Below are 26,995 nucleotides of genomic sequence, written 5' to 3'. Positions count from 1 at the left end.
GAAGTCTCAGTCCGCGTGGAGCGGCGCTGTCGTGGCACCGACGGCGTCGCCAGCGCGCGATACCTGGTTAAGCATGAAGACGCGGCTCAGGCGGAAGCCGAGGCGTTCGTAAAGGGCGATGGCCGACTGGTTGCCGCCGAACACGTGCAGGAACGGGATCTCGCCGCGGCGTTCGATCTCGTCGCGTAGCACGTTGATAAGCAGGGCGGCGAGGCCGCGCCCGCGCTGGGCCGGGTCCACGCAGACCGCGCTCACCTCGGTATAGCCAGGCACGCGCATGCGTTCGCCGGCCATGGCGATGAGCTTCCCCTCTTCACGTAGCCCGATATACCGGCCCATCGCGTTAGTGCGGCGAGCGAAGGGACCAGGTTTGGTTAGCTGGGTGAGTGCGAGCATGTCGTCGACATCGGCGTCGGTCAGCTCAAGGATCCCCGCGCCGAAGCCTGCGGCCGGATCAATGCGCGACTCGGCGACCATCTGGTGCACGGCACCTAGCGGTGTGGAGCGCAGGCCGGGTGGCAGGGCGAGTGGCTCGCGCGAGAGGACGGCGGCGATCTCGCCCGGGCGCATCAGCTCGGCGAGGGCATCGAAAGCTTCCGGCAGCTCCTCCGCGACGGCGGCGAAAGGTGCCACATCCGCCTGATAGCGCCGGGCCAGCACGTTGGCTTCGCCAAGGTGCGCCTGCCGCGTGCCCAGCGCCTGCCAGATCGGGGTGGAAAGCTCTGCGTGCGGTTCGTTGCCCGGGTCGCTCACCATCCACCTCCTCGATCAGTCGCACACCGTGCGTGGCTTCTGCATTGTAACCGCCGCGGCGTATAGTGCCGCAGGCTCACAGGGGATGGATCATGCCGGCGCACCACAGGTGGTGGGTGGGTGTTGTTTCTTTTTTGTTTCTCGCCAGCGCTACGGCCGGCGAACTGCACGACATACCTGGCCCCGCGCATCGTGGCGATTTCGTGAATGGCCATGATTTCAGGATGACGCCCGTGGTAGCGGTGGACGCTTCCGGGCAACCCATCACCGACATGCCGGCCTACCGCCTCGGTTACCGGGATACCGATGGAAACTGGCAGGAGGTAGGTCCGCCGACGCCGGTCGATATCACTATCCCCCCCGATTTGCGCGACCGGCTCATGCTCGTCTTCACGGGAGCCTGGGCGTTGATGCCGCGCGGGTGGCGGCCCAGCATGGTTATGCTGACCAGCAATAGCACGATGGGTATCGAGTTCGATGCGCCCGGTGGTTCGGCACATGGTTGGCTGTTTGACGGGATGGTTTTAAGCGCGTGGAGCGCGATGGAGGAGGCCGCGCCGTTCTTTCCGCACGTGCGCAAGGAAATGCTGGCCAATGACATGGCTCAGCCAGGACAGCGTTTTGCGATGCGGGAGCACGTGGTCCGTCTCTCGCACCCTGATGCCTGCACGGCCATCTACGATTACGTTGAGAAGGATTCCCCGCTGGTGCATGCGTGGATGAACTTTGTCGGTATAGAAAATGGAGAGCTCTATACCTTCGCCATCGACATGCCCGAGTCGGACAAGCGATTGCGTGATGCCGTGTTCGCGTCGCACACGACGGCGCAGGGGCCGTGCCCATCCAGTCGCCAAAAGGCGGGCCCGTAGCGATCAGCCTTCGGGCACGGCTGTCGTCGACCCGCGTGCGCGCGGTGCTTTCGCTGCCCAGACGCTGCACGGATCCCCCGCGACCGCCCGCCGCCGCGTCGCCACGGCCAGCCAGCCGAAGCCCGCGCCCATCGCCATGGCCACCAGATCGACGCCGAGTACCTCGTAACGGCCCTCTGCCAGGGTGCGGCTCAGCCGTTCGCCGTGCAGCGCGATGTCGAGTACACCCACCGCGACCGATGTCACCGCCGTGGCCCACAACAGGTCCACAGCGGCCTTGGCCGGCCGCCGCCAGAACGTCCAGGCGATGGCGGCGAAGAAGGTGATGAAACAGACCGGTTGCACGACATGGGTAGGTTCGGCGCCCAGGTACGGCGCGAGGTGATTGGCGATGAACATCACCGAGATGGCGAAGCAGGTGCCGAGGCAGACACCGACCGTGGCTGTCGCCATCGCGCGCACCTTCATCGGCTGCTCGGCCTGGCGGCGCTTACGTCGGGTTTCGATGTAGAGCAGGTTGCCCGAATAAAACAGGAAGGCGCCGGCCAGCCCCAGGACGAAATAGAGCCAGCGGAGCGAGAGGCTGCCGAACGTGCCGAAGTGCAGGCCGAAGATCGCCGAGTACGTCGCATGGTTCGCATCGCGCGCGCCGGTGAGCTGCATGTTGATGATGCGGCCGGTGCTCGCATCGAGCGCGACCATGCCGTACTCGCCGAGGGTTTTTTCCGAGGTGCCGCGCACTTCCGCCGCCGCGCCCGGCTGGCCGTAGTGCACGTAGCGCATGTAATCAGGTTCGAAGTTGGCGGCACCGGCGGCGATCGCCGCCTTCCGTGCGATGGCGCCAAGTTCGGCCGGTGCGAGCATCGGCACCGTGCCGTCACTCTTCGGCGCGGCCGCGGTCATCGCCGCCGTATCCGGCAGCGCACTAGTCATGCGTTCAAACGCACTCATCAGCTTGCCGTCGAAGATCACCGTATTGAACGCCATCAGCGCCACCAGGGTGAGGCAGAGCAAGGCGCCGGTCACGGCAAAGATGATGTGGAAGGGCAGGCTAAGGATGCCGATGACGTTGTGGGCGTCCTGCCACAAGCGTTTCAGGTTGTGACCCGGGCGTAGGGCGAACAGTTCGCGCAGCAGGTTCGGCAGGTGGATCAGCACGCCGGTGAGCAGGGCCAGGCCATAGATGACGCTGACGATACCCATGAGGTAGATGCCGATCTCGGGAATGCCGAGGTCGTAATGCAGTTCGTAGACGAAGTCGGCGAGGCCGTGCTCGTGATCTTCCGCATCGTGCGCACCGGCATCGTCGATGGCCTGGGTCATCCAGGTGCCATCCTTCTCCATCCAGTACGCCGACACCTCGTGCGAGGGATGGCCCGCCGCATAGGTGACGCCGATCGATTCGCGCGCCGCCGGGTGCTTCGCCACGATGTCGGCCATCATCGCGCCGGCCTTGTCCATCACCTGCGCATCGGCCAGCTCGGCCTTCGGGAGGGCCCAGACATCAATCGGGTCATGGAACATGGTGATCGCGCCCGCGTAGAACGCGATGAACAGCGCGAAGCCGGCGAGCAGGCCCGTCCAGGTGTGCACGGTGGTGAAGGTGCGGAGGGTGCTGGACTTCATGGCTCAGATACCGGGCAGGGTGTGCTTGGCGAGGAACAGCGCGGCAAACGCGCCCACGTTGGCGATGGCCAGCCAGGCCCATGCCCTCACCCCGGTGCGGAACATATAAGTAGCGGCGATCACCACCGTCCATAGCGGGAAGAACCCCGCGAGCCAGGGGATCAGCACGGACTCGGTCGACCCTGGCCACAGGTAGGCACCCAGCCCGACGATGGCCATGCACAGCGGCAAGCCCAAGAGAATTCCGGCGAAGGTCTTGGCAAGCATCAGCGGGGTTTCCGTTCGGCTGCCGGTTTCAGGAGCCAGAGCACGTAGGGGAACACCACCGCGCCGAACATCAGGGCGGTCAGCGTTGAGAAAATTCCCGGAAGCGTGGTTTCACCGGCCACCCAGCAGACCAGGGCCAGCACCGTCAGCACCGCCGCTACCAGCTTGCCGCCACGGCCCAGCGGCCGCGCCAGCGCGCGCTGGTTGCGGGAGGAAAGGTAAGCGAGCGCCATGGCGGCGAACGCCAGCAGGCAGCCAAGGACATTCATGGCGCGACCGGTCGGGTGAGTTATTGATAATTGTTATCATTTGCCGCTGGCGGGTCAAACCCGTTGGCCCCGCGCCATGCCGCTTTCCGGCTGGCTCACACGCTGGCTGGTCAAAAAATGCCCAGCGCTCAAGTTTTGACCAACCCATCCGCTAACTGAATATGGGGGTTTGGTAAAACTAGCGTTAACCCCTCTCGTTAGTTTAGAGTTAACCCCTCATTCGATCAGCGTGGTGCGCGATCTCGGTGCGCCGCGAGACAGGAAAACAGCGTAACTACTTGATGTAAATGCCATGTTGACTATCGCCCTCCTCAGCACCGTCCTTGTCGCCAGCGTCCTCACGGTCGCCTCGTTCAAGCGTGTGCCGGAAGGACAGGTCTTCAGCGTGCGTCGCATCGGTCGTAGCCCCGCCCTCCTGTCGGCCGGCACCCACGTGGTGCTGCCCTTCCTCGATCGCATTACCCACAAGATCGACCTCGGCGGCCAGGTGCTGCGCTTCGAGGGTGGCACTGTCTATTGGCAGGTGCTCGAGCCGGAAGCGGCCGATCCGGTGATCGATGAAGCCCCGGAACTCATCCGCAGCAACGTTGTTGCCGCCCTGCGCGATTCCGCCACGGCCCACGCCGCGGATCGCCGCGCGGTCGGCACCCAGCTCAAGCACGCCGTGAATGGCTCGCTTCGCGCCCGCGGCATGCTGGTTACCCGTGTCGAGCTCGACGCGGCTTAAGCACATAAGAAGAGAACGCGTGTGCGTTTTTTAGAAGGCGACGGCAACGTCGCCTTTTTTTATGTCACGGCCGGATGCGCGCATCGAACGTGAACTTGCCCAGGTTCTCGGCTTTCAGCTGATCGGCGTGAGCGTGCAATGGATTGATGAGGATGTTCTGCTCGAGTGGCACGACCACCGAGGGCACGGCGTGCAGGCAGCTGCTGCCGCGCTTGATCCAGTCTTCGCCAAAGCGTCGCGCCGTCAGGCCAGCCGGTTCGGCATCCCAGCCAGCGGGAGCCGTATCCTGGTTAATCGCTTCGCGGGCATCCCATACCGGATCGGGCACGGCGATCCGGATGATGTAGCGGTTGAGCGGTATGGGTGCGCGGGGCAGGTGGACCACCACCTCGAGCGCGGCCAGGGCGAGCGACGTAGCCGCGTACACCATTGGCGTGCCTTTCTGGTTCCAGCGGCCGCCGGTGAGTTCGGCACCCTTGCCGGTCATATCGTCAGCTGTATATGCGGCGGCCTCGGTGGCGATCCGCCACAGGAACACCGTCACGCAAACGCCCCGGACTGCATCTGCCCGACCAGCTGCAGGACCGTCTCCTGCCCGTACGGGTTATCCATGAAATCGAGCGGAGGGTGCCCGCCCAGCGCGGCGACCGGTTCGCGCAGCCAGACGCCCACCCACTCGGCGGTGTCAAAGTCCTTCAGCTGCTCCGGGTCGCCACTTTCAGCGAGAATGCGCTCAATTTCGCCGACGATGCGCGCCAGACCGAGCGCTACGGCGCTTTCCCCGCTCGACAGCGCTTCGTGGTTCTTTGCCTTGCGGGTAAACGTGCTGCGTGCGATGCCCATCGAATCGGTGAGCACCGATTGATCAATGGCCAGGTCATGAGCCATCTGCTTCACGAACGCGGGCGACAGGCCCTTCCGGACCATGGTCGACTTTTCGCTTGGCGAACTCAGGGCGATCGAGCGGTACTCGATGTTCAGCCGGTACATCGGGCTGCTATCAGCGACGCTCCGAACGCGACGCGCCCGGGTCTTCGTGCCTTTCTTCTCGCTCTCGGCCATGGTTGCCAGCTCCGTAAGCCATTTGAGTGTTCAATATAGCTCATTTAAGCTTCGTGTGGGTCGTGGTGTGCCCGGCTGCTTACGGCGATAATTTCCGCTTCGTAGACGATGTTCAGGCCATGACTGCCCGCGACGACCTCAAATCCCTGCTCGAACGCGGCATTGCCCAGCTCGACGTGACCCTGCCCGAAGGCGCCGTGGAGCGCCTGCTCGATTACCGCGAGCTGCTCGAGCGCTGGAATTCGGCCTACAACCTCACCGCGATCCGCGAGGACCGGGCTCAGATCAATCTCCATCTGCTCGATTCCCTGGCCATCCTTCCCTACGTACATGGCCGTTCGCTGGCCGACCTGGGCACGGGCCCCGGCCTGCCCGGCATCCCGCTGTCGATCGCCGAACCGGCGCGCGAAGTGCTGATGGTGGATTCGAACGGGAAGAAGGTGCGCTTCCTGCGCGAGGCCATCCGTTCGTTGAAGCTGGGCAACGCGAAGGCGCTGCAGAGCCGGGTGGAAGACGTGGAAGGCACCTTCGAGTGCATCACCGCCCGCGCGTTTGCCTCACTGGCCGACATGCTCGGCTGGGGTGGGCACCTGCTGGCGCCGGGCGGAACCTGGCTGGCGATGAAGGGGAAGCATCCCGAGGACGAGCTGGCGGGCGTGCCGGCGGGCTTCTCGGTGGAGGCTATCCATACGCTTTCCGTGCCGGGGGTCGACGGCGAGCGGCATCTGGTCGTTATCCGGCGCGATTGAGCGTCGGCGCTGGCGCAATCGCGTGCAAGCGCGCTCCCACGGGAGTGGCCGCATGGGGTGGCCTGCAGGGTTTACGCGCTAGATGCTACGCTAGCGCCCCTTCCGTGCACGGTAGCTAGCGACTTTCCATGGCCCGCATCATCGCAGTCGCCAACCAGAAGGGCGGCGTCGGCAAGACCACCACCTCCGTGAACCTCGCCGCGGCGCTTGCTGCCGCGAAGCGTAAGGTGCTGCTTGTCGACTTCGATCCGCAGGGCAACGCCACCATGGCGTCGGGTGTGGATAAGCACGAAGCCAAGCCCAACGGCTGCGAAGTGCTGCTGGGTGAAGTCGGTATCGCCGAGGTGCTGGTCCGTACGGAGGCCGGTTACGACCTGCTGCCGGGCAATGGCGACCTCACCGCCGCCGAGCTCAAGCTCATGGACGGCATGGCCCGCGAGCAGCGCCTGAAAGAGCAGCTGGCCAAGGTGGCCGACCGTTACGACACCATCCTTATCGACTGCCCGCCCTCGCTGCACCTGCTGACGCTTAACGCGCTCACGGCGGCCGATGGCGTGCTGATTCCGGTGCAGTGCGAGTACTTCGCGCTCGAAGGCCTTTCCAGCCTGCTGGATACCATCTCGGCCGTGCGCCAGCGGCTGAACCCGGCGCTGGAAGTGGAAGGCCTGCTGCGCACCATGTACGACGTGCGCAACAACCTCGGTAACGAGGTCTCGGCGCAGCTCACCACGCACTTCGGCGACAAGGTGCTCCGCTCGATCATTCCGCGCAACGTGCGCCTTGCCGAGGCGCCCAGCCACGGCCAGCCCATCCATCTTTATGACCGCGGTTCGCGCGGCGCCATCGCCTATATTGGCCTCGCCGGCGAGATCATCCGCCGCGAACGCGCCCTGGCGGGTGCCATCGCCGGTAGCGCCGAAACCGGGGAAGCCTCGGCGGACGCCACCGACGCGACCCCGACCACGCCTTAAGGAGCCACCATGGCAGCAGCGAAAAAACGTGGCCTCGGCCGTGGCCTGGATGCCCTCCTCGGCGGCGGCGCCGGTCCGGAAGCCGCGCCCTCGGTGATCGAGCAGGAAGGCGAGCTGCGCACGCTGCCCATCCACCATATCCAGGCGGGCAAGTACCAGCCGCGCCGGCACTGGAACGATGAAGCGCTCGACGAACTGGCCGCTTCGATCAAGGCCCAGGGCCTGATCCAGCCGGTAGTGGTCCGTTCCATCGGCAAGAACAGCTACGAACTCATCGCCGGCGAACGCCGCTGGCGCGCCGCCCAGCGTGCGCAGATGAGCGAGATCCCCGCGCTGGTGAAGGATGTGCCCGAGCAGTCCGTGCTCGCCATGGCGCTCATCGAGAACATCCAGCGCCAGGAGCTCACCCCGCTCGAAGAAGCCCAGGCCCTGCAGCGCCTGGTCGATGAATTCGACCTCACCCACCAGCAGGCCGCCGATGCGGTCGGCCGCTCGCGTGCGTCGGTGTCCAACCTGCTCCGCCTCAACGAGCTGCCCGCTTCGATCAAGCAGCTGCTGGACGAGGGCAAGCTGGAAATGGGCCATGCCCGCGCCCTGCTCACCCTGCCCTCGACCATCGCCGAACCGCTGGCGCGCGAAGCCGCCCGCAACGGCTGGACGGTGCGTGAACTCGAGGAAGCCGCGCGCAAGGCCCAGCTGGAGCCGAAGGGCAAGGCCAAGTCGGCCGGCCCGATGGACCCGAACGTGGCCAACCTCGAGCGTGAGCTGGCCGAACGCTTCGCCACCCGCGTCGAAGTGGCCCAGGGCCGCGGCGGCAAGGGCAAGCTCGTCATCCATTACCACAGCAACGACGAGCTGGACGGCATCCTCAGCAAGATCCGCTGAGCCAGGCCGTGGTGTAAGGAAATGGCGAAGCTCCCGGTCCAAGAGGATGTGAACCCGAAGCAGCGCCAGTACGAAGCCATGGTGCGCGCCCTCTCGGCCGACCTCTATCGGTTTGCCTGGTGGCTGACGCGCTCCGAAACGGTCGCCCAGGACCTTGTCCAGGAGACCTTCCTGCGCGCGTGGAAAAACCTCGATGCGCTCCGCGATGCGGAGTCGGCCAAGCCCTGGCTGTTCACTATCCTGCGTCGGGAACACGCCCGCCTTTACGAGCGCAAGCGGCTCGAAATCGTCGAACTGGACGACAACGTCGTCGAAGATGCCGCCTTCGCCAGCCCGGAACGCAGCGGTGACGCCGCCCAGGTTCGCGATGCGATCAGCCGCCTACCCGACAAGTATCGCGAGCCGCTCGCCATGCAGGTACTTGCCGGCATGAGCGCCGACGAGATCGCCGAAAGCACCGGCCAGAAGGCCGGCGCCGTGATGACCCAGTTGTTCCGCGCCCGCCAGCAGCTTAAGCGCCTGCTCGGCGGCCGCGCCGCGGCCGAGGGGGGCCGGACATGAACTGCCTCGAATTCCGCCGCCGGCTGACCACGGAACCGCGCTCGCGCGATCCGGAACTGCTCGCCCACCGCGATACCTGCACCGAAGGGTGCGCCGCCTTCTGGCAGCGTACCCAACGCTTCGAGGATGACATCGAGGCCGCGATGGCCGTGCCGGTGCCCGATGGGTTAGCCGATCGCATCCTGCTGGCCCAGGCCACGGGCGAGCGCCGCACGCAGCTCGGCCACCGCCGCGCGTGGATGGCCATGGCCGCCTCGGTGCTGATCGCCTTCGCCGGCGTCGGCATGCTCTGGCGCTATACCGACCAGCATTCGCTGGCTGCGATGTCCGTGGCGCATATGCCGTATGAAATGGCCTCGCTGACCCTCACGCGCCCGATGACCGACGATGACGTCGAAGCCGGCTTCATCGGCCGCGCTACCCATCTGAAGGGCCCTGCCCCGGCGATGGTCACCTACGTCCACGATTGCACGGTGGGCCAGTACCCGGCCGTGCACGCCGTCACCCGCATGGACGACGAGCCGGTCGTGGCCTTGTACATGCCCGGCAAGATGGATAGCACCCCTGGCACGTTCCACCGTGGTGGCTGGGATGGTCGCGAGGTCCAGCTCAGCGGGGGCACTCTGGTGATCCTCGCCCAGGGCGCCAGCCACAAGGCCATGGATACGGCCGAGCGCGGCTGGCGCGCCGCCATCGACGGTTCAAACCTCACAGCATCCCTGTAGGAGCGCGCCGGGTTAGCGGACCTGAACGAGTGCCGGGGGCGCGGCCTATTGCAACGTCGCATGGGCGATAATGCCGCCCGACTCCTGCTACCCGCCCCGGAACCGCGATGACCGACCTCGCCGTGGTCGTGCCCGTCTTCAACGAGCGCGACAACATCCCGCCCCTCCTCGCCGAGATCGCTGCGGCCCTGCGTGGGCGGATCGACTTCGAAATCATCTACGTCGACGACGACAGCAGCGACGACAGCCTCGCCGTGCTCAAGGCGGCCCAGAAGGATTACCCGGAGCTGCGTGTGCTCCACCACGTGACCCGCAGCGGGCAGAGCACCGCCGTGTGGAATGGCGTGCGCGCGGCGCGCGCGCCGTGGGTCGCCACGCTCGATGGCGATGGCCAGAACGACCCGGCCGATATCCCGAAGCTGCTGGCCGCCCGCGCGGGCGCGGGTGCCGATCTCAAGCTGTTCGCTGGCTGGCGCGTGACCCGCCGCGATAGCTTCAACAAGCGCATCTCCTCGAAGATCGCCAACGCGGTGCGCTCGCGCATGCTCCAGGACAGCACCCCGGATACCGGTTGCGGTCTGAAGCTGTTCGAGCGCGAGACCTTCCTGCGCCTGCCCTACTTCGACCACATGCACCGCTACCTGCCGGCGCTGGTCAAGCGCGCGGGTTACGCCAGCCAGAGCGTGCCGGTGGGCCATCGTCCGCGTACGGCGGGCACCTCGAAGTACGGCATGCTCGATCGCCTGTGGGTCGGCCTGGCCGACCTGCGCGGCGTCGCGTGGCTGATGCGCCGCGCCAAGGTCACGAAGACCGAAGAATTCTAACCCCTCGTAGGAGCCCACCCTGTGGGCGACATCTTTCGCCAAGGCGCTACAGGCCCTGCGGCTCTTTCGCGAACGGCGTCGCCCACAGGGTGGGCTCCTACGGTTTGCGGGGTGCTAGTTCTCGCGGCACCCACTTATCCAGCATCGCCTCGGTGCGCTCGCGCCCCAGTTCAATGAGCTCGCGCGCTCGATAGAACTCGTACACCGCCGAGACATTGCGCGGCAGCTCGACCAGCAGGTCGGGCTGGTACGCGGCCAGACGCAGGCGCGAAAGGTTCGCTTGCATCAGGTCCATCGCCTGCGTCATCAACTCGAACGCGCCCGGATCGCGGCGCAGTTTCGATTCAGCCGAACCCGGCAACACCTTGCCGATGAGCCGGCCCAGTTTCGCCGCATAGCCCTGGTCGGGCACGGCGGTGACATCCTTCTCCGGCGCCTTCTGCAGTTCAGCGGCACCATCCACGCTCACTGCCACCACGTAATCCGCGTCTTCGCGCATCAGCGGCAACACCGGTAACGGATTAAGCAGCGCACCATCGACGAGCCGGCGGCCTTCATGCGCATAGGGCCGGAACAAGGTCGGGATGGCGATCGAAGCGCGGATCGCATCGAACAACGGCCCACGCGTGAGCCACACCTCGCGCTCGCGGTCGATATCGGTAGCGACGGCGGTATACCCGATCGGCAGCTCTTCGATATTCACTTCGCCGATCAGCTCGCGCAGCGCGGCCATGATCCGGTCGCCCTTGATGAAGCCGCCACCGGAGAAACTCCAGTCGACAAGGCGCAGCACATCGAAGCGCGCAAGCGTCGACACCCAATCGCGGTACACGTCGAGCTTGCCCATGGCGTAGATACCGCCGACGAGCGCGCCCATGGACGTACCGGCGACCGCGACGATTTCAAAACCGCGCTCTTCCAGCGCTTCAATGGCGCCGATATGGGCAAGGCCCTTCGCCGCGCCCGCACCGAGGGCGAGCGCGACGCGGGGTTTGCGAGGTTGGCCACTCGTGGCGGGCAGGGCGCCGGGATCGGCGATATCAAAGTCGCTCATGGAACCCTGTACACGATCAGTGGTGGTTACCGTTGTTGCCGTTCTGGTAGCCGGAGAGGGCCAGCTGCAGCAGGATCTTCATTTCCTCGCGCAGCGGCAGCGGTGCGACGATCTCCGCATCCGGGCCGTACTTAAGCACGTCCATCAGCAGCTCGCGCGAATTCGAGTACGGCACCTTCAGCTCATAGCGGCCATCGGGCAGCCACTCGCCCTTCTGCTGCGAGTGCCAGTGCTCATCGGCGACCCAGCGCGCGGCGTGCGAGGAGAAGCGAATGGTCGCCCATGCCTTCGGCTTGCCGGCGAAGATGCCGTAGCTCGACGCCAGCAACTCGTTGAGCTCGGTCTCTTCCACGTCCTTCGCGCGCGCTTCCTGGGCCTGCGGCTCGGCGATGCGATCCACGGCGAAGCTGCGCAGCGCCTCGCGGTCGTGGTCCCACACATCGAGGTACCAGTTATCGCGGTAATGCGTGAGGCGCTGCGGCGACACCGTGCGGCGCGTATCGGAATTGGTGGTGCGGGCCCGGTAGCGGAAGGTGACCTGGCGACGCTCGAGCACCGCGCCCGCCACGATCCGGAACACCTGCTGGTCGAGCTTGCGTGCACCCCAGGAAATCACCCGGATGCGATCCACCGGCAGGGCCTTGCCACTGCCATGGTCCGACAACAGGCGCTCGATGCGCGCCTTGAACGGTGCGAGCGCCCCGGCCAGCACGCCGGGATCGGAACGCCCGATCAGTTCGTTGAGGGCCATGAGGGCAGCCAGTTCATCACTGGTCAGCCACAGGCCGGGTAGTTCGAAACTATCGCCCTCGCCCGCTTCATAGCGGAAGGAAGCCTGGTCGCCAGCCACGCTCTGCACCGGGGCGCCCAGCGCATCGCGCAGGAAGGCCACGTCGCGGTAGAGGGTGGCGCGCGAGCATTCCAGCTCATCCATGAGCCGCGAAAGCGGAACCGGATAATGCGCGGACTTCAGGAGTCGGTGCAGGGTAAGAATGCGCTCGTAGCGGTCCATGGGTTTCGCCGGCAGGTGGAGCTAAGCAAAGTGTGTCCGCGCGGGCGTGACGCCCGTATCTACGCGCAACAAGCATGGCGTTGGCGGGGGCCGTCCGCAAGGGTTGCCGCACTACGCCAGACGGCCAGGTGCCCGGGCCCGGGTGGCCGGCGTTTGCGCCCGGGGCCATTAGGCGCAAAAATGAACCCCTTTGCCATCGCCGAAACCCCCGACCATGGCGCAACCCGACGACGCACCTGCCGTCGCGCTGGGCCCCGATGGCCAGCCGGATGGCGGTTTGCGTGCCCAACGCCTGTTCTCCCTTCCTGCCGTGGTCGTCCAGACCGCGACCGCGACGGGGTACGGCCTGTGGATGGTCCTTGGCACCGCCGTGGCCCTGGGTTCCTACCCGGATGGCCGGGGCGACGTGCTGGTGCCGCTCTCGTTCGGGCTGGTGCTCGTGAGCCTGGGCCTGGTGGCCACGTGCCTACGCCTTGGCTTCGCCCGGGAATGGCATGGCTGGGATCCGTTCAGGCGCATGTTGCCGACCACGGAAGGCATGGTGGCGATGGCGAATTACCTGCCGATGCTGGCCCTGGGTGGGCTGGCGCGGGGGGATAACGATTTCTGGGCCACGCGGCTGGCTGGCGCGGCGCTGATGATCTGCAGCCTCGCCACGCTGATTTACACGGCGCGTGGGCTGGCGCGGGACATGCCGGCACCGCTCGCCTCGGTGGCGAACGCGCAGCCCCTGGGGCGCGCGGTATCCGCCGTGTTCGCAGGCGGGCTATGGTTCTGGCTATGCGTCGCACTACAGAGTGAGACGGTGGTCGGCCCGCTGAATCCCTGGCGGCTCAGCATGCTGGCCGTCGGTCTGGTCCTTGGCGTGATCGAGGGCATGCGTTGGCGGGCCTTGCGCCAGCTGGCGGAAGAGCGCGGCGCAGGCCGGTTCTTCGCGCCGGAAAGCGGCGTGGGCACGCTCCTGGCCTGGTGCTTCGGCATCGCCGTGCTATCCGTAGGGTTGCCTTGCACCCTGCTGGTCTCACACCCGACGGGCCCGCTGGTGGCGGTGGCCGCCGGTATGGCCGCGTTAAGCTGCGTTATCGGTCAATGCCTGGAGCAACGGCTGTATGGGCGCGCCCTGGCCCAGTTCGCCGGGCGCTGAATAAGCAGTCCACCCCCAATACCACTTTTCTTTCCACATTTCGGGTAGACGATGAAAAAGATCCTCCTCGCCTCGCTTGTCCTTGCCGCGCTGCCGTTGGCCGCCCACGCCCAGGACACCTTCTCCACCGCCAACGAGAACGGCGGCGCTGCCCCGAGCTCCGATGCCTCCAAGAACGGTGGCTGGACCGGTACCGGTGAATTCGGCTTTGCCTCCTCGCGCGGCAACTCGCGCACCGAGAACGCCAACGCCAAGCTCGGCCTGGCGCAGGAAAACGAGGTGTGGAAGAACAACTTCTACCTCAACGGCCTGCGCTCGAAGGGCGATGTCTCGGTGGTCGATTCCGAAGGCAACACCATCGACAAGTTCAGCACCACGGCCAACCGCTACGACAGCGGCGCGTCCGTGGGTTACAAGTTCGATCCGCGCAGCTACGTGGTCACCGCGGCGCGCTATGAGCATGACGATTTCGGCGCCAACCTCTGGCAGGGCATCGTCTCGGTCGGTTACGGCTACATCGCGCTGAAGAACGAGCGTGCCGAGCTCTCCTTCGAAATCGGTCCCGGTTTCAAGCGCTACCAGCCGGCGAAGACCACCGAGGACGTGGCCCAGCCCGATGGCACCACGGTCGCCGTGACCACCCAGCCCAACGCGCAGAGCGAAGTGGTCGGCCGTGGCCTGGTGAATGCCAAGTACCGCCTCACCGATAACACCGCGCTGGAAGATACGTTCCTGGTGGAAGCGGGCTCCAAGAACCAGTACTACCAGAACGATCTCGGTCTCTCGGTCAGCATGACCAAGAAGATGGCGCTGAAGCTTGGCTACCAGATCCGCTACAACAGCGACACGCAGCCGGGCACGGTCAGCACCGATAAGCTGATGACGACGAACCTCGTTTACAACTTCTGACGAGCCGTCGCTCTTTCCGTAGGAGCCCACCCTGTGGGCGACATCTTTTGCCTCACCGCCGCAGGCCCTGTGGCGCTCTCGCGAAAGGCGTCGCCCACAGGGTGGGCTCCTACGGGGGATTCCCTTAACGCTGGGGTTTGAGGAACTCGTCGGCGCCTTGCTCCAGCAGCATGGCTGCCACGGTGTGGCCCAGTTCCACCGGGTTATCGCTCGTCAGGTCCGCCTGTGCGCGGATCAGCTCGCCGGTGTGCGCATTGCCCACCAGGCCGTGCAGGGTCAGGCCAAACTCGGCCACCACGCACATCGCGCCGATCGCCACGGCGCAACTGCCGCCCAACTGTTCATTCAACGCCCGCTCTGCATCGATCGCCAGGCGCGTGTCGGCGTCGTCGATCGCCGCGAGCAGTTCGGCTACGTGGGTATCGCCGTCGCGGATCTCCACGGCGATGGCGCCCTGGCCGGGTGCCGGCAGCCAGTCGGGGCTGGCCAGACGGGTGCGGACGCGGCCCCCCATCCCGAGCCGGTCCACGCCAGCGCAGGCCAGCACGATGGCGTCGTAGTGGCCTTCATCGAGCTTGGCAATGCGGGTGTTGATGTTGCCGCGCAGGTCCAGCAACTGCAGGTCCGGGCGCAGGGCACGCAGCTGGGCCTGGCGGCGTAGCGACGATGTGCCTACCCGGGCGCCGTTTGGCAGCTCGGCGATCGTCGAGTAGGCGTTGCTGATGAAGCCATCGGCGGCGTCCGCGCGCGGCAGGATGGCCGAGAGCGCGAACCCGGGCTCCAGCACCGCCGGCACATCCTTCAGCGAATGCACGGCGATATCGGCGCGGCCCTCTTCCATCGCCACTTCCAGTTCCTTGAGGAACAGGCCCTTGCCGCCGATGGTCGCCAGCGAGCGGTCGAGCACCTCGTCGCCGCGGGTCGAGAGAGGCACCAGTTCGACGACCAGGCCGGGATGCGCCTGGCGCAGCAGGGCGGCCACGTGTTCGGCCTGCCAGAGGGCGAGCGCGCTCTTGCGGGTGGCGATGCGAAGCGGTGCGGGCATGGGGATTCCGGAGGGCACGTAGGGCAATACCCTAATTGTCCCGTAAAACGCTGTCGTCGCGCAGCGCGGTCGTAAGCCGCAAGCGGCTTACGAGTCGGCCCGCAGCATCAGCCGCACGGTGGCGAGGTTACGCCGGCTCACCTCAGGCGCGCTCTCCGTGCCGGCCAGCCGGGCGAGGACCCGCCCATCCGCCAGGGTGCGCAGGCCCACCAGCCGGTCGCGCGGCACCAGGCAATTGCGATGCAGGCGAATCACCCGCTCGCCCAGGGCCACTTCGAGCTGGCGCAGGGAATCGTCGATCAGCCGCGAGCCGCCGGTGTGCTCCACGGTCACGTACTTCTCGCCGGCGGTGAGTAACAGTACATCGGCCAGCGGAATGCGCACCTCGTCGCCACCGCTGCGCGCCCGCAGCCAGCTGCCGCGGACGGGCTGCGCGGCCACGAGGCGGGCCGCGGCACGGTCGAGCGCTTCATCGAGCCGCTCCGCGCGCACGGGCTTCAGCAGGTAATCGGTGGCGCCGAGATCAAACGCACTCAACGCGTGCTGCTCGTACGCGGTGCAGAACACCACCTGCGGCCTTACGGGCAACGCAGCCAGCTTCGCCGCCACCGCCGTGCCGGAAAGCCCGGGCATCTCCACATCCAGCAGCAACACATCGGGCCGCTCGCTGGCGCAGGCCGCGAGCGCGGCTTCGCCGTCGGCCACGCTGCCGACCAGCTGCACGTCCGCACGGCGGGCCAGCAGGCTCGCCATGCGCGCGCGGGCCAGCGGTTCGTCATCGGCGACCAGGACGCGCACTCGCTACCTCCGGCAGGAACAGGGTGACAATGAAGCGGCCATCGCGCGCTTCGGCTTTCACCGTGGCGCGCTCGCCGAAATGCAGGCGCACGCGCTCGCGCACGCTACGCAGGCCATGGCCGGTACCGGGCGTCGTCGGCCCGTCGGAAAGCGGGTTATCCACCGTGAGGGTGACGCCGCCCAGCGTATGCCGCCCACCCAGGCGCAGCACGCCGCCTTCGCGCGACGGCTGGATGCCATGGCGGATCGCGTTTTCCACCAGCGGCTGCAACAGCAGCCGGGGCATTGGCATGGCCTCGGGCACGGCGATATCGCGCTCCACGCGCAGGCGATCACCCAGCCGCAGCGATTCGATATCCAGGTAGTGATCCACCAGCCGCCACTCTTCGCCCAGCGTGCCCTGCGCACTGCCCTCGCTACCCAGCGCGGCACGGAACAGTTCCGCGAGGTTTTCCACGGTGCGTTCGGCGGCCACGGGGTCGACCGGGATCAGAGCGGCCACGGCATTCATGCTGTTGAACAGGAAATGCGGGCGGATCCGCGCCTGTAATGCGGCGACCTGTGCCTGAGCGACCGCCTCCACGCGGGCCTGCCATTGGGCGACCACGTAGAAATAGCGCAGCAAGGCGGCCCCCAGCAGCCCGGTCGCCAGCAAGGTATCGCGCACGAACCGGGCGATCGACACGGGGGTCAATCCGGAACCCAGGTTATGGTCGATCCAGGCCACGGTGAGGCTGGTGATGCCCACCATCGCCATGAGCACGCCCCAGACGCCGGCATACGGCAGCATGCCCGGTAGCCGCTGCATCAGCGGCCGCGCCTTGCACAGCACGACCGTAAGCAGCACCGAAAGCCAGGCGCTGTAGAGCACACCGACCGACAGCGAGCGAAGGTGGAGTTCACCGCCCGGGGCAAGCCACATCAGGCAGGAGGTGATCGTGCCCACCACCAGCAACGCGAACAGCGTCGGCAGGCTGCAGAAGTCCGGCAGCGGTGCCGACGCGCGAGGCGTCGTGGGTTGGTCGTGGGTCGCCCTGGGCATGCGGCGAGTATGCCGGATGCCCGGCAGGCCCGCCGCGCGTAGCGTCACGCCTCGGCGAAGATCCCGCTCATCCAGCTACGGATATCGTTGATCTCCGGCAGGCTCACCTGGTGGCCCATCGGGTAGGTATGCCAGTCGATGCGGTGACCCAGGGTTTCCAGTAGCTGGCGCGACTGCTCGCCCAGTGCGAGCGGCACGATCGGGTCGGCCACGCCGTGGCCCCAGAACATCGGGGTCGCTTGGTTCGCCCCGCTACGCTCGGCTTCGATCGTGTCGTGCAGCGGCAGGTAGGCGGAGAGCACCAGCAGGCCGGCGAGCGATGCCTTGTGACGCAGGCCCGCGGAAAGCGTCATCGCGCCACCCTGCGAGAAACCGGCCAGGATAATCCGCGAGGCAGGCACGCCCCGCTCTTCTTCGCGTGCAATGAGCTGTTCGACTTCGCCGATGGAAAGGCGGATGCCCTCGGCGTCCTGCTTGTCGGCGATGGCCAGGCCCTTGATGTCGTACCACGCACGCATCGGCACACCGTTGTTCACCGTGACCGGGCGCACCGGCGCATGCGGAAACACGAAGCGGATGGCCGGCCACGACGGATCGACCAGCTCCGGCACGATCGGCGCGAAGTCATTGCCATCGGCACCCAGGCCATGCAGCCAGATCACCGACCACTCGGGTGACGGGCGGGTTTCGTGTTCGACGGTGGGCAGGGGCATGGGGATCGGTCCGGCGTGGAGAATACCGGGATCGTACCAGTCCCCTGTTAGCGAAACAGATGCGGCACGAAGCAGCTGGTATTCCGCGTGATGCGGTCGTTGTCCTCGCGGATGCCTATGCCGGCGGGCTCATCGCCGACGATCCATGAGCCAACGAGAGCGTGGCGGCCTTCGAATACCGGCAGCGAGGCTAACGCCTGATACACGCGATGCGGTGCGACGACCGCGCCCTGCTGCGCATCGAGGATGCTGATGCCTTCGCCTTCGCGGCCCCAGAACGGCTTGGCCACCGCCTGGCCGGCGATGTCTTCGCGGCGCAGGCTGGCGGGGAGCAGGTTCGGGTGGTTCGGGAAGTATTCCCAAAGCAGAGGCAAGATGGCTTTGTTCGAGAGCAGCATCTTCCACGCCGGTTCGATAAAGCGCGTACGCGAAGGTGCAATGTGCTTCGCGAAGGCCTCGTCGAGCATCCACTCCCACGGGTACAGCTTGAACAGGCGATCAATCGGGCGATCCGCGAGGTCGATGAAGGCGCGGCCGCTCCAGCCGATCTCTTCGATATCGAGTGCCTGCACCTCGTGGCCTGCCTGCATGCAGGTGTCGAGCAGGTAGTCGGTGGTCGTGCCGTCTTCGGGGTTGTCGTAGCAGGCGGCGAAATGCACGCGGTTGCCGCCGCCCACTTTCGGCCAGCGTTCGATCAGCTTTTCATGGATCGAATTGAACTGGTCCGCATCGGGATAACACCCTTCCAGCCAGTACCACTGCACGACGGAGGCCTCGAACAGCGAGGTTGGTGTATCTGCGTTGTACTCGAGCAGCTTGGGCGGCGTGACGCCATCCCATGAAAGATCCATGCGCCCGTAAAGCGACGGCTCGCGATCGAACCAGCTGCGTTCTGCGAGCTTCGCGGCATCGTCGTTGAGGCCTAGTGCGTCGTAGCGACCATCGCGGACAATACGATCCACCGCTTCCAGGCACATCGCGTGGAGCTCAGCCGTCGCGGCTTCGACCTCGTCGATCGCGTCGGCCTCGAACACGTAGCACGCGTCCTCACGCCAGTACGCCTGGCCATCGATGGTGTGAAAGCCGAAGCCGATGGCTTCGACATCAGCCTGCCAGTTCGGCCGTGGCCGGATGGATTCGCGGCGCATCAACCACCCCGTGAACCGACGCGGCCGCTCGAGCCAAAACCGCCGCGCGAGCCGAAGTCGAAACCGGTGGGACCGTGGCCGGTAAAGCTGCTGCCACCGCTCGCGGCGCTGCGGTTCGAACGACCGGGGCCCGGATCGCCGGCTACGGTGTTCGTGCGCCAGTCGCTGCGGTACCACGGCCCGTAGTAGTGGTAGCTGCTGCCGCCGTAGCCGCCGCTGCTGCTGCCCTTCGGCTGCTCATACGTGCACTGCCCCGAGACGTAGTCCTGCTCGCAGTCTTCCTTGCTGGCGTAGCTGTTGCGCTGGACGTCGGTTTCCGGCCAAGCGGCATAGCCGACCAGGCCCATCACGCCGACGACCACGGCCGCCGAGCGCATCCGTTTCCCGCGTTCGCCGAAGTTGAACAGCGGTTCCGGCTTGCCGTTGGGATAGAACGACGGATGCCGGTAGTTCGCTGGCAGCGGAGGCTTTTTGGGCGTCTTCGCGATGGCTTTCGAACTCGACTGGCCCGACGCGGGCTTCTTCCCCTTGTTCGCCATGGCCGCTACCTCAGTAGGTCATGGCGGCGGCGTTGAGCGCGCCGACGCAGGTGGCGACCGTGGCCACGAACAACGCGACCGAGCACAGGTTCGCTTCGATCTTGCCGCGCAGGTCGCGCACCACCATGCGGAGCACGAGGTGGGTCAGCAGTTGCACGACCCAGGCCACCAGTCCCCAGAGGGCGAGGTCGACCAGGTTCACGCTATGCGCGATGGCGCTTGCCAGTGGGAGTACGAAGCCGATGGCGGCACCGGCCAGGCTGATCGCCGCGGCCAGGTTGCCCTCGCTGATCAACGCCATCTCACGCTGCGGCGTGATCCAGATGTACGTGACGATGAAAGCGATGAAATAGAGGATGCCCAGGCCGAGGTAGGCCACGAAAGCGGGCAGGGTGAACAGGTCCGATGCGAACACGAGGGCTTCCTTGGTGGGTCGCGGCTCCCCATGGCCGCGGCGCCACTATACACACGCCGCGACGAACTGAGCGCGTAGCCAATCCAGGCCCTGGTCGTGCTGGCTGCGCGGGTGCCAGGCCATGGCGAGAGCGAAGGCCGGCAAGGCGAACGGAAGCTCGACCAGGTCGACGATGGTGCGGTAGCGCTCCAGCAGGCGGCGCGGAAGCGTCGCCACGCTATCTGTCTGCGCGAGTACCAGGGCGACCTGGTTATAGCTGGGAACGGCGATGGTCACGTTCCGCTCCCGCGACAGGCTGGCAAGCACGTCATCGACGGGACTATGGAAGTGGCCGCGCTGGGACACGATGACGTGGGATAGCGTGCAGTACTCGTCGAGCGTCGCGGTCTGCGTACCGCGCGGGTGACCGATACGCTGTGCCATCACGAACGGGTCGCTCCTGAGAAAGCGCGCCTTGAGCGCCTCCGGGACTTTCACCGTGTCGCCGAGGAAAAGGTCGACCTCGGAGCGCGCCATGCGTTCGACGAGGTTGGCATCGTTCGCGGGAACAATGGCGATCTTCAGGCGCGGGTTACCGAGGCGGCTTATCGCGGCGACCACGTTCAAGCCGGCGATGGTAAACACGCTGTCGTTGGTCGCGACGACAAAGGTACGCTTTGACGTGAGTGGATCGAAGGCGGCGCCATCATCGACGGCCACCCTGAGTTGGGAGAGGGCCTCGCCTAGCCGCGCATGGACGCCGTGGGCGCGCTGGGTCAGCACCATGCCGCGGCCATTCTCGGAAGGCACGAGTAGCGGGTCACCGAACATGTCGCGCAGGCGGGCGAGCTGGCCCGAAAGTGCGGACTGGCTTAGGTTAAGCCGCGCCGCGGCGCGCGTGACATTGCGTTCTTCCAGCAACGCATCGAGCGAAATCAGCAATGGCAGGTCCGAGCGCTTGATATCCAATTTGGCGATACCTCCTATCGGGAATACGGGCTCACGGGCCGGGCGATGCGGAGCGTAGATTGCCGGCATTCCCTCTTTCCAGCCGGTGAGTCACATGCTCCAGTTTTCTTATCATCCCACACGCACGCGTCGCGGCCTGCTGAAAGCGTCCGTGCTCGCACTGGCTCTATGGGCAGGCATGGGCACCGCGCTGGCGGCCGATCAGCCCGCGCAGGCGGGTGTCTATCGCTACAAGCTCGGTGACTTCGAAATCACGGCGCTGAGCGACGGCACGGTCCCGCTGGATATGCACAAGCTGCTCAAGGGCGCGAGTGCGTCCGAGATCGATGCGGCGTTGGCGTCGTCGTTCCACGGCAATCCGGTCGAAGAATCGATCAACGGCTACGTGGTCGATACCGGCTCTCGCATCATCCTCATCGATACGGGCACGGGCGATTTCTTCGGCGAAGGCCACGGCAAGCTGGTCGCACGGCTCAAGGCGGCTGGCTACGAGCCGTCGCAGGTGGACGATATCCTGGTGACCCATCTGCACACCGATCACAGCGGTGGCCTGGTTCACGATGGGAAGATGGTGTTTCCCAAGGCTGTCGTGCATATCGGCCAGGCCGATGTGGACTTCTTCATGGCGCCGGCCAACCAGGGTGGCGTAGGCGGCTATGACAAGTCGTACTTCGTGCAGGGCACGGCAAGCCTGGCTCCGTATAAGGCTTCGGGCCACCTGGCGCCGTTCAAGGGGCCTACGCAGTTCGTGCCCGGCATTACGGGCATCCCGACTCCGGGCCATACACCCGGCCACGCCTTCTACCGCGTGGAGAGCCAGGGGCAGTCGATGACCTTCATCGGCGACGTGGTCCACGCCGAGTCGATTCAGTTTGCAAAGCCGGCCATCACGATCAGCTTCGACGTGGATCCCGCGAAAGCGGCGGCACTGCGCGCTGCGCAGTTCGATAAGTTCGCAGGCTCACGCGAACTGGTCGCTGGCGCCCACCTGCCGTTCCCAGGCATCGGCCACGTGCGGCGTGAGTCGACGGGCTACGACTTCGTGCCCGTCGACTACGCGGATCGGGACGGGCAGTAATGCCCGTTCCGCTTACTCGCCCAACCCCAACTCGTTCGCGAAGAACGTCATGGACAGCGCGGCATTACCGACACGCTGGCTGAAGGGCGCGCCGATGCCGTGGCCGGCATTCATGCGGGTGAGCAGCAGCACCGGGTTGCCCGAGGTGCTGGCATCCTGCAGCGCGGCGGCGAACTTGCGCGACTGCCACGGGGCGACGCGCGGGTCGTTGGCACCCGTGGTGAGCAGCACCGACGGATAAGCCGTGCCCTTCTTCACGTTGTACAGCGGGCCGTAGGCGCGCATGGCCTTCGCCACGGCGGGATCCTTGACCGAACCGTACTCGCTCTTGTTGTACGGGCCGTTGGCGAAGGCCGTTTCGTGGCGAGCGATGTCGTAGATACCGACCATGGCGACCACCGCGCGGAACTGCTCCGGGTGCTGGGTGAGCGAGGCGCCCATCAGCAGGCCACCGTTGCTGCCGCCCAGGATGCCGAGGTGCTTCGTGTCGGTCCACTTGTTATCGATGAGTGCCTGCGATGCCGAGAAGAAGTCATCGAACACGTTCTGCTTGCGCGTGCCCTGGCCCTGCTCATGCCACTGCTCCCCGTACTCGTTGCCGCCGCGGATGTTCGCGTAGGCAAGCACGCCGCCGCGTTCCAGCCAGGCAAGGCTCGGGCCGATGAACGAAGGCGTCACCGGGATATCGAAACCGCCGTAGCTGTACAGGATGGTCGGGCGCTTGCCGTTCGGGGTGATGCCATCCATCGAGATCACGGTGACCGGGATCTTGGTGCCGTCCTTCGACGTGCCCTCGATGCGGCTCACATGCACCTTCGAATAGTCGGCGGCCGGCTTCACTTCGAACACGGTCTTCAGCGAGCCGCTGGCGCCGTCGTATTCCGCCCAGCGGGTCGGCTGGGTCCAGCCGCCGTAGGTGATCAGCGCCTTGTCCTGGCCCTTCTCGGCAGCGACGCCGCCGATGGTGATGCCGGTGGCGGGCAGCGGCAGGCGGCGCACGAAGGCGGCCTTGGCGTCGTACTGGTCAGCCCACCAGTCCGGGCCGGCGCTGCGCACGACGAGGAAACCGCTGCCGATCGGCGTCACGCGCTGGATCGCGCCCTCGCCCTGCGGGAGCACGTCGCTCTGCTTGCCGGCCGCGTCGAATGCGACGATCTTGCCGCGCGGTGCGCCGGCGAAGGTCACGACGTACAGGTGATCGCCGACCCAATGGGCTGAGCGGACATCGGCCTCGTGACCGAGCACCTTCTTGAACGCACCATTGCCTTCGCGCAGGAACACTTCAGCTGAGCCGCCGTCGCCTTCATTGGCGAGCAGCGCGGTGGCCTTGCCGCCGTTACCCTCGAGCAGGATGTATTCGGCGATGGGCGAATAGCCCTTGCCGAAGACGACGGTGTCCTTGTCCTGGGCCTGCCCGATCACGTGGTGGGCCAGGTAGGCGTCGAATTCCTTGAGCGGCTTGTCCTTGGTCGGCGCATCGAAGCGCGCATAGGTCACGCCCTTCTCATCCGCATCCCAGGCCAGCGCCTGCGGGGTGGTGCCGCCACCGGCCCAGGCCAGCGCATCGCCGAGCGCCTTGCCGGTCTGCGTATCCAGGATGTGGATGGTGGTGAGCTCGCTACCGCCCTCGGCCGTGCCGTAGGCGAGGTAACGGCCGCTCGGCGAGGGCCAGTACTCGGTGATAGCGGTGTTGCCGTCGCCCTTGTTCAGATCGACCAGGGTGCGCACCGGGCCGTCCGGCCAGGCCTTGGCGACCAGCACCGGCTGCGGCTGGGGCGGGGTGTTTTCGAAGTAGAAGAGCGTGCCGCCGGCCAGCTCGGGTGAGGAGCGGGTGGTCGAGGTGATCGCCAGCTCGCGGATGCGGGCGGTCAGTTCCTTGCCGAGCGGCGCCTTGCCGATGGTGGCTTCGGTGTAGGCGTTCTGCGCCTCGATCCACTTGGCCACGCCGTCGCCGTCCGGGTTTTCCAGCCAGCGGTAGGCATCGACGATGGGCGCGCCACCGAGGGTGTCCTTCACCTCGTGCTTCGGCGTGGGCGGCGGGGTGGTCGTCGCGGCGTGGGCCGAGCAGGCGGCGAACAGGCTCAGGGCGAGCAGGCGGGGGGCGATGGCACGCATGGGGCAACCTCGTGGGCGGGATTTCCCGAGCGTAACAAACCCATGACGCCTGGCACCCCTGCCGCCAGTTGGGTTGGCACAGCAGTTATCCTCAGGGGATTTGCTGCTGCCGGAACCGCTCATGCGCACGCTCGCCACCGCCCTCCTCGCTGCCCTGGCCGCCGCGCCGGCCCTTGCCGCGCCGCCTCCGCCGCTGGATATGGAAACGATCATGGCCGATCCGGACTGGATCGGGCAGGCGGTGGAAGATCCGTACTGGAGCGTGGATGGCAGCCAGGTCTATTACTCGCTCAAGCGCGATGGCAGCCCGGTGCGCGAGCTGTACCGGGTGCCGGCCGCGGGCGGCGCCGCGGTCAAGCTCGACCCGGCCGGGATGGCGTCGGCCGATGGCACGAAGCAGGTCTTCGACCATGAGCACCGCCACGTCGCGTTCCTCCGCCACGGCGACGTGTTCCTGCGCGACCTCGGTACCGGTTCGACGGTCCAGGTGACCCGTTCGGCCAAGCCGGAAACCTCGCTGCACCTCTCGGCCGACGGCCGGTTGCTCACCTGGCGCTCCGGCGATGACTGGTTCGCCTATGCGACCAGCGGTGGCCCGGCATGGCAGGCCGCCGTGGTCTCGGCGAAAGACGACCCGAAGAACGACAAGCGCAGCGATCTCGAGGACCAGCAGCAGGCCCTGTTCTCCACGCTGCGCGGCATCAAGGCCGATGACAAGGCGATGAAGGACGATGCCGACGCCCAGGCGGCGGCGGATCCGTCGCACGCGCCGCAGACCTTCTACATCGGCAAGGACGTGGCCGTCGTCGACAGCTCGCTCTCGCCCGATGGCCGCTACATGCTGGTGGTGACGAAGGCGAAGGACGCGGACGGTGGCAAGGTCGCCGACCTCACCCATTACGTGACCGACTCCGGTTATGCCGAGCCGGAAGCCACGCGTTCGTACGTCGGTCGTAGCGACCCGTCGCCGCAGGCGCTGAAGCTGCTCGATCTGCGCGCGCATGCCGTCTACAACCTCGATACCACCGGCCTGCCCGGCATCCACGACGACCCGCTCGCCGATATCCGCGCGAAGACCGTGGCCGCCCTGCGCAAGGAAGGCAAGGACGACCGCGCCGATGCGCTGGCCGCGCCGAAGACCCGTCCGGTGATCGTCAACGCCGAATACAGCCCGGGCATCGTGTGGAGCGATGACGGCCACGAAGTGGCCGTGCAGCTGGAGTCGGTGGACAACAAGGATCGCTGGATCGCCACGGTGGACTTCGACCGCCACGCGCTCGTCACCCAGCACCGCCTCAGCGACAAGGCCTGGATCAACTGGGACAACAACGATTTCGGCTTCCTACGCGACGGCCGCACGCTGTGGTACCAGAGCGAAGAGAGCGGCTACGCCCACCTGTATACCCGCGCGCTGGGTGGCAAGGCGGTGGCACTTACCTCGGGTCACTTCGAAGTGGACCACCCGGTGCTCAGCGCCGATGGCAAGACGTTCTACGTGCGCTCAAACCAGGTGGCGCCGTATAGCTACGACATCTACAAGGTCGCGGTTAGCGGCGGCGCCCTCACCCGCGTGACGAAGTACGAAAGCCTCGATGATTTCGCGCTCTCGCCGAATGGTCGTGAGCTGGCCGTGCTGCATTCCTCGCCGTACGTGCCGCCGCAGCTTTCGACGGGGTCTGTCGACGGCGGCACGCCGCGTGAACTTACCCACACGGTGAAGCCTGCCTTTGCCGAGCGCGCGTGGATCGCGCCGAAGATCGTGCAGGTGCCCTCCTCGCACGGCGCCGGCACCATCTACGCGAAGTTCTACGGCCCGGCCGATGCGGCCCAGGCCGCCTCGCGCCCGGCGGTGCTCTTCGTGCATGGCGCGGGCTACCTGCAGAACGTGCACCTCTCTTACCCGTCGTACTTCCGCGAGCAGATGTTCCATAACCTGCTGGTGCAGCGTGGCTACGTAGTGCTCGACATGGATTACCGCGCATCGAAGGGCTACGGCCGCGACTGGCGTACGGCGATCTACCGCAACATGGGCCACCCGGAGCTGGAAGACCTGCTCGACGGCAAGGCCTGGCTGGTGAAGAACCAGGGCGTGGACCCGAAGCGTGTGGGCATCTATGGCGGCAGCTACGGCGGCTTCATGACCCTGATGGCGCTGCTGCGCGCGCCGGGCGAATTCGCTGCGGGTGCGGCCCTGCGCCCGGTGACGGACTGGACCTCGTACAACCACGATTACACCGCAGGCATCCTCAACGATCCGCAGCTGGACCCGGAAGCCTATGCCACCAGCTCGCCGATCCAGTACGCCGACAAGCTGCAGGATCCGCTGCTGATCGAACACGGCCTGATCGACGATAACGTGCTGGCCAGCGATTCGATCCGCCTGTACCAGCGCTTCATCGAGCTGCACAAGAAGAACTTCTGGATGTCGCTGTACCCGATGGAACGCCACGGCTTCGTCCATCCCGATTCCTGGCACGACGAATACCGCCGCATCGACGAGCTGTTCCACGACCGTCTGGGGCAATAAGCCCCACCCCGTAGGAGCCCACCCTGTGGGCGACATCTTTCGCGACAGAGCTGCAGACCCTGTGGCGACAGTACGAAAGGCGTCGCCCACAGGGTGGGCTCCTACCAAGTTCGTCGGGCCTGAAATTTACGCGGACTTTACGGCGGGCCCCGGGCCCCTTACACCGTAAATATTCGCGGGAGCGAAAAATACGCACCGTCCTTTCATGACGGAACGCTCC

29 protein-coding genes are annotated in these 26,995 nt (G+C 66.2%); 12 read left to right on the top strand and 17 right to left on the bottom strand.

The annotated features are described in order from the left end of the window. Positions 1 to 6: 6 nt before the first annotated feature. A complete protein-coding gene (locus tag L2Y96_RS22580; protein WP_247330749.1) occupies positions 7 to 753 on the bottom strand; it encodes a GNAT family N-acetyltransferase in 747 nt (248 codons plus the stop codon). Positions 754 to 845: 92 nt separating this feature from the next. Between L2Y96_RS22580 and L2Y96_RS22575 the strand changes: the two genes are divergently transcribed. Continuing rightward, positions 846 to 1,622, top strand: a complete 777-nt coding sequence (locus L2Y96_RS22575; RefSeq protein WP_247330747.1) for a hypothetical protein — start codon at positions 846 to 848, stop codon at positions 1,620 to 1,622. Between the two features lie 3 nt (positions 1,623 to 1,625). On the opposite strand, the gene L2Y96_RS22570 is transcribed toward L2Y96_RS22575, so the two are convergent. The 3 genes from L2Y96_RS22570 to L2Y96_RS22560 are packed head-to-tail and all read right to left on the bottom strand — an operon-like array spanning position 1,626 to position 3,784. Beyond that, complete coding sequence (locus L2Y96_RS22570) at positions 1,626 to 3,248, bottom strand: PepSY-associated TM helix domain-containing protein (RefSeq protein ID WP_247330745.1); 1,623 nt, start codon at positions 3,246 to 3,248, stop codon at positions 1,626 to 1,628. A 3-nt stretch (positions 3,249 to 3,251) separates the two neighbouring features. Next, positions 3,252 to 3,515: a hypothetical protein gene (locus tag L2Y96_RS22565; RefSeq protein ID WP_247330743.1), complete on the bottom strand. Its 264-nt coding sequence runs from the start codon at positions 3,513 to 3,515 to the stop codon at positions 3,252 to 3,254. Continuing rightward, positions 3,515 to 3,784 carry a hypothetical protein gene (locus L2Y96_RS22560; protein WP_247330741.1) on the bottom strand — a complete coding sequence of 90 codons (270 nt, stop codon included), beginning with the start codon at positions 3,782 to 3,784 and terminating at the stop codon, positions 3,515 to 3,517. The genes L2Y96_RS22565 and L2Y96_RS22560 overlap by 1 nt, the downstream gene beginning before the upstream one ends. Positions 3,785 to 4,076: 292 nt before the next feature. On the opposite strand from L2Y96_RS22560, the gene L2Y96_RS22555 reads away from it, so the two are divergent. Beyond that, positions 4,077 to 4,511: an SPFH domain-containing protein gene (locus L2Y96_RS22555; RefSeq protein WP_247330739.1), complete on the top strand. Its 435-nt coding sequence runs from the start codon at positions 4,077 to 4,079 to the stop codon at positions 4,509 to 4,511. Between the two features lie 64 nt (positions 4,512 to 4,575). Here the strand turns inward: L2Y96_RS22555 and L2Y96_RS22550 are convergent, their stop codons facing one another. Next, positions 4,576 to 5,055, bottom strand: coding sequence for an RES family NAD+ phosphorylase (locus tag L2Y96_RS22550; protein WP_247330737.1), 480 nt, complete (start codon positions 5,053 to 5,055; stop codon positions 4,576 to 4,578). Further along, a complete protein-coding gene (locus tag L2Y96_RS22545; protein ID WP_247330735.1) occupies positions 5,052 to 5,573 on the bottom strand; it encodes an antitoxin Xre/MbcA/ParS toxin-binding domain-containing protein in 522 nt (173 codons plus the stop codon). The genes L2Y96_RS22550 and L2Y96_RS22545 overlap by 4 nt, the downstream gene beginning before the upstream one ends. 119 nt (positions 5,574 to 5,692) lie before the next feature. On the opposite strand from L2Y96_RS22545, the gene rsmG reads away from it, so the two are divergent. From rsmG to L2Y96_RS22515, 6 genes are all read left to right on the top strand, one after another. Beyond that, positions 5,693 to 6,322, top strand: a complete 630-nt coding sequence (gene rsmG, locus L2Y96_RS22540) for a 16S rRNA (guanine(527)-N(7))-methyltransferase RsmG (protein ID WP_247330733.1) — start codon at positions 5,693 to 5,695, stop codon at positions 6,320 to 6,322. 128 nt (positions 6,323 to 6,450) lie between these two features. Next, positions 6,451 to 7,293, top strand: a complete 843-nt coding sequence (locus tag L2Y96_RS22535) for a ParA family protein (protein ID WP_247330732.1) — start codon at positions 6,451 to 6,453, stop codon at positions 7,291 to 7,293. Positions 7,294 to 7,302: 9 nt separating this feature from the next. Further along, positions 7,303 to 8,178: a ParB/RepB/Spo0J family partition protein gene (locus tag L2Y96_RS22530; protein ID WP_247330730.1), complete on the top strand. Its 876-nt coding sequence runs from the start codon at positions 7,303 to 7,305 to the stop codon at positions 8,176 to 8,178. A gap of 21 nt (positions 8,179 to 8,199) precedes the next feature. Then, on the top strand, positions 8,200 to 8,739 hold the full coding sequence (locus L2Y96_RS22525) for a sigma-70 family RNA polymerase sigma factor (protein ID WP_247330728.1): 540 nt from the start codon (positions 8,200 to 8,202) through the stop codon (positions 8,737 to 8,739). Continuing rightward, positions 8,736 to 9,464: a DUF3379 family protein gene (locus L2Y96_RS22520; RefSeq protein WP_247330726.1), complete on the top strand. Its 729-nt coding sequence runs from the start codon at positions 8,736 to 8,738 to the stop codon at positions 9,462 to 9,464. The genes L2Y96_RS22525 and L2Y96_RS22520 overlap by 4 nt, the downstream gene beginning before the upstream one ends. Before the next feature lie 107 nt (positions 9,465 to 9,571). After that, positions 9,572 to 10,288 carry a glycosyltransferase family 2 protein gene (locus L2Y96_RS22515; RefSeq protein ID WP_247330724.1) on the top strand — a complete coding sequence of 239 codons (717 nt, stop codon included), beginning with the start codon at positions 9,572 to 9,574 and terminating at the stop codon, positions 10,286 to 10,288. Positions 10,289 to 10,385: 97 nt separating this feature from the next. Here L2Y96_RS22515 and L2Y96_RS22510 read toward each other — a convergent pair whose 3' ends face one another. Both L2Y96_RS22510 and L2Y96_RS22505 read right to left on the bottom strand, forming a co-directional pair. Then, the gene (locus tag L2Y96_RS22510; RefSeq protein ID WP_247330722.1) at positions 10,386 to 11,342 is read right to left on the bottom strand and encodes a patatin-like phospholipase family protein; all 957 of its coding nucleotides are present in this window, start codon (positions 11,340 to 11,342) and stop codon (positions 10,386 to 10,388) included. Between the two features lie 16 nt (positions 11,343 to 11,358). Further along, entirely contained in the window at positions 11,359 to 12,354 is a 996-nt protein-coding gene (locus tag L2Y96_RS22505; RefSeq protein ID WP_247330720.1) for a helix-turn-helix transcriptional regulator, read from the bottom strand. Between the two features lie 214 nt (positions 12,355 to 12,568). On the opposite strand from L2Y96_RS22505, the gene L2Y96_RS22500 reads away from it, so the two are divergent. Both L2Y96_RS22500 and L2Y96_RS22495 read left to right on the top strand, forming a co-directional pair. Then, complete coding sequence (locus tag L2Y96_RS22500) at positions 12,569 to 13,498, top strand: hypothetical protein (RefSeq protein ID WP_247330718.1); 930 nt, start codon at positions 12,569 to 12,571, stop codon at positions 13,496 to 13,498. A 51-nt stretch (positions 13,499 to 13,549) separates the two neighbouring features. After that, the gene (locus L2Y96_RS22495; protein WP_247330717.1) at positions 13,550 to 14,407 is read left to right on the top strand and encodes a DUF481 domain-containing protein; all 858 of its coding nucleotides are present in this window, start codon (positions 13,550 to 13,552) and stop codon (positions 14,405 to 14,407) included. 124 nt (positions 14,408 to 14,531) lie between these two features. Here the strand turns inward: L2Y96_RS22495 and hemC are convergent, their stop codons facing one another. The 8 genes from hemC to L2Y96_RS22455 all read right to left on the bottom strand — a co-directional run bounded on the left by hemC (position 14,532) and on the right by L2Y96_RS22455 (position 21,055). After that, complete coding sequence (hemC, locus tag L2Y96_RS22490) at positions 14,532 to 15,452, bottom strand: hydroxymethylbilane synthase (RefSeq protein ID WP_247330715.1); 921 nt, start codon at positions 15,450 to 15,452, stop codon at positions 14,532 to 14,534. Positions 15,453 to 15,539: 87 nt separating this feature from the next. After that, entirely contained in the window at positions 15,540 to 16,250 is a 711-nt protein-coding gene (locus L2Y96_RS22485; protein WP_247330713.1) for a LytR/AlgR family response regulator transcription factor, read from the bottom strand. After that, positions 16,228 to 17,340: a sensor histidine kinase gene (locus tag L2Y96_RS22480; protein WP_247330711.1), complete on the bottom strand. Its 1,113-nt coding sequence runs from the start codon at positions 17,338 to 17,340 to the stop codon at positions 16,228 to 16,230. Before L2Y96_RS22480 ends, L2Y96_RS22485 begins: the two co-directional genes overlap by 23 nt. Beyond that, complete coding sequence (locus L2Y96_RS22475) at positions 17,337 to 18,005, bottom strand: alpha/beta hydrolase (protein ID WP_247330709.1); 669 nt, start codon at positions 18,003 to 18,005, stop codon at positions 17,337 to 17,339. The genes L2Y96_RS22480 and L2Y96_RS22475 overlap by 4 nt, the downstream gene beginning before the upstream one ends. Positions 18,006 to 18,052: 47 nt before the next feature. Further along, a complete protein-coding gene (locus L2Y96_RS22470; protein ID WP_247330708.1) occupies positions 18,053 to 19,153 on the bottom strand; it encodes a glutathionylspermidine synthase family protein in 1,101 nt (366 codons plus the stop codon). Further along, complete coding sequence (locus tag L2Y96_RS22465) at positions 19,153 to 19,692, bottom strand: hypothetical protein (RefSeq protein WP_247330706.1); 540 nt, start codon at positions 19,690 to 19,692, stop codon at positions 19,153 to 19,155. Before L2Y96_RS22465 ends, L2Y96_RS22470 begins: the two co-directional genes overlap by 1 nt. A 10-nt stretch (positions 19,693 to 19,702) precedes the next feature. Further along, positions 19,703 to 20,107 (bottom strand): DUF350 domain-containing protein, encoded by a 405-nt coding sequence (locus L2Y96_RS22460; RefSeq protein ID WP_247330704.1) that lies wholly within the window; start codon positions 20,105 to 20,107, stop codon positions 19,703 to 19,705. Between the two features lie 45 nt (positions 20,108 to 20,152). Further along, positions 20,153 to 21,055, bottom strand: a complete 903-nt coding sequence (locus tag L2Y96_RS22455; protein WP_247330702.1) for a LysR family transcriptional regulator — start codon at positions 21,053 to 21,055, stop codon at positions 20,153 to 20,155. Positions 21,056 to 21,149: 94 nt separating this feature from the next. Between L2Y96_RS22455 and L2Y96_RS22450 the strand changes: the two genes are divergently transcribed. After that, positions 21,150 to 22,133 (top strand): MBL fold metallo-hydrolase, encoded by a 984-nt coding sequence (locus L2Y96_RS22450; RefSeq protein ID WP_247330700.1) that lies wholly within the window; start codon positions 21,150 to 21,152, stop codon positions 22,131 to 22,133. A gap of 12 nt (positions 22,134 to 22,145) precedes the next feature. On the opposite strand, the gene L2Y96_RS22445 is transcribed toward L2Y96_RS22450, so the two are convergent. After that, the gene (locus tag L2Y96_RS22445; RefSeq protein WP_247330698.1) at positions 22,146 to 24,248 is read right to left on the bottom strand and encodes a prolyl oligopeptidase family serine peptidase; all 2,103 of its coding nucleotides are present in this window, start codon (positions 24,246 to 24,248) and stop codon (positions 22,146 to 22,148) included. A 121-nt stretch (positions 24,249 to 24,369) separates the two neighbouring features. Here L2Y96_RS22445 and L2Y96_RS22440 point away from each other — a divergent pair, with 121 nt between their 5' ends. After that, positions 24,370 to 26,775, top strand: a complete 2,406-nt coding sequence (locus tag L2Y96_RS22440; protein ID WP_247330696.1) for a prolyl oligopeptidase family serine peptidase — start codon at positions 24,370 to 24,372, stop codon at positions 26,773 to 26,775. Positions 26,776 to 26,995: the final 220 nt, after the last annotated feature.

The sequence above is a fragment of the Luteibacter aegosomaticola genome, assembly GCF_023078475.1.
GTDB lineage: Bacteria > Pseudomonadota > Gammaproteobacteria > Xanthomonadales > Rhodanobacteraceae > Luteibacter > Luteibacter aegosomaticola.
The sequence above is the reverse complement of the archived record's forward strand: the minus strand, read 5'-3'. Positions and strand labels throughout refer to the sequence as shown.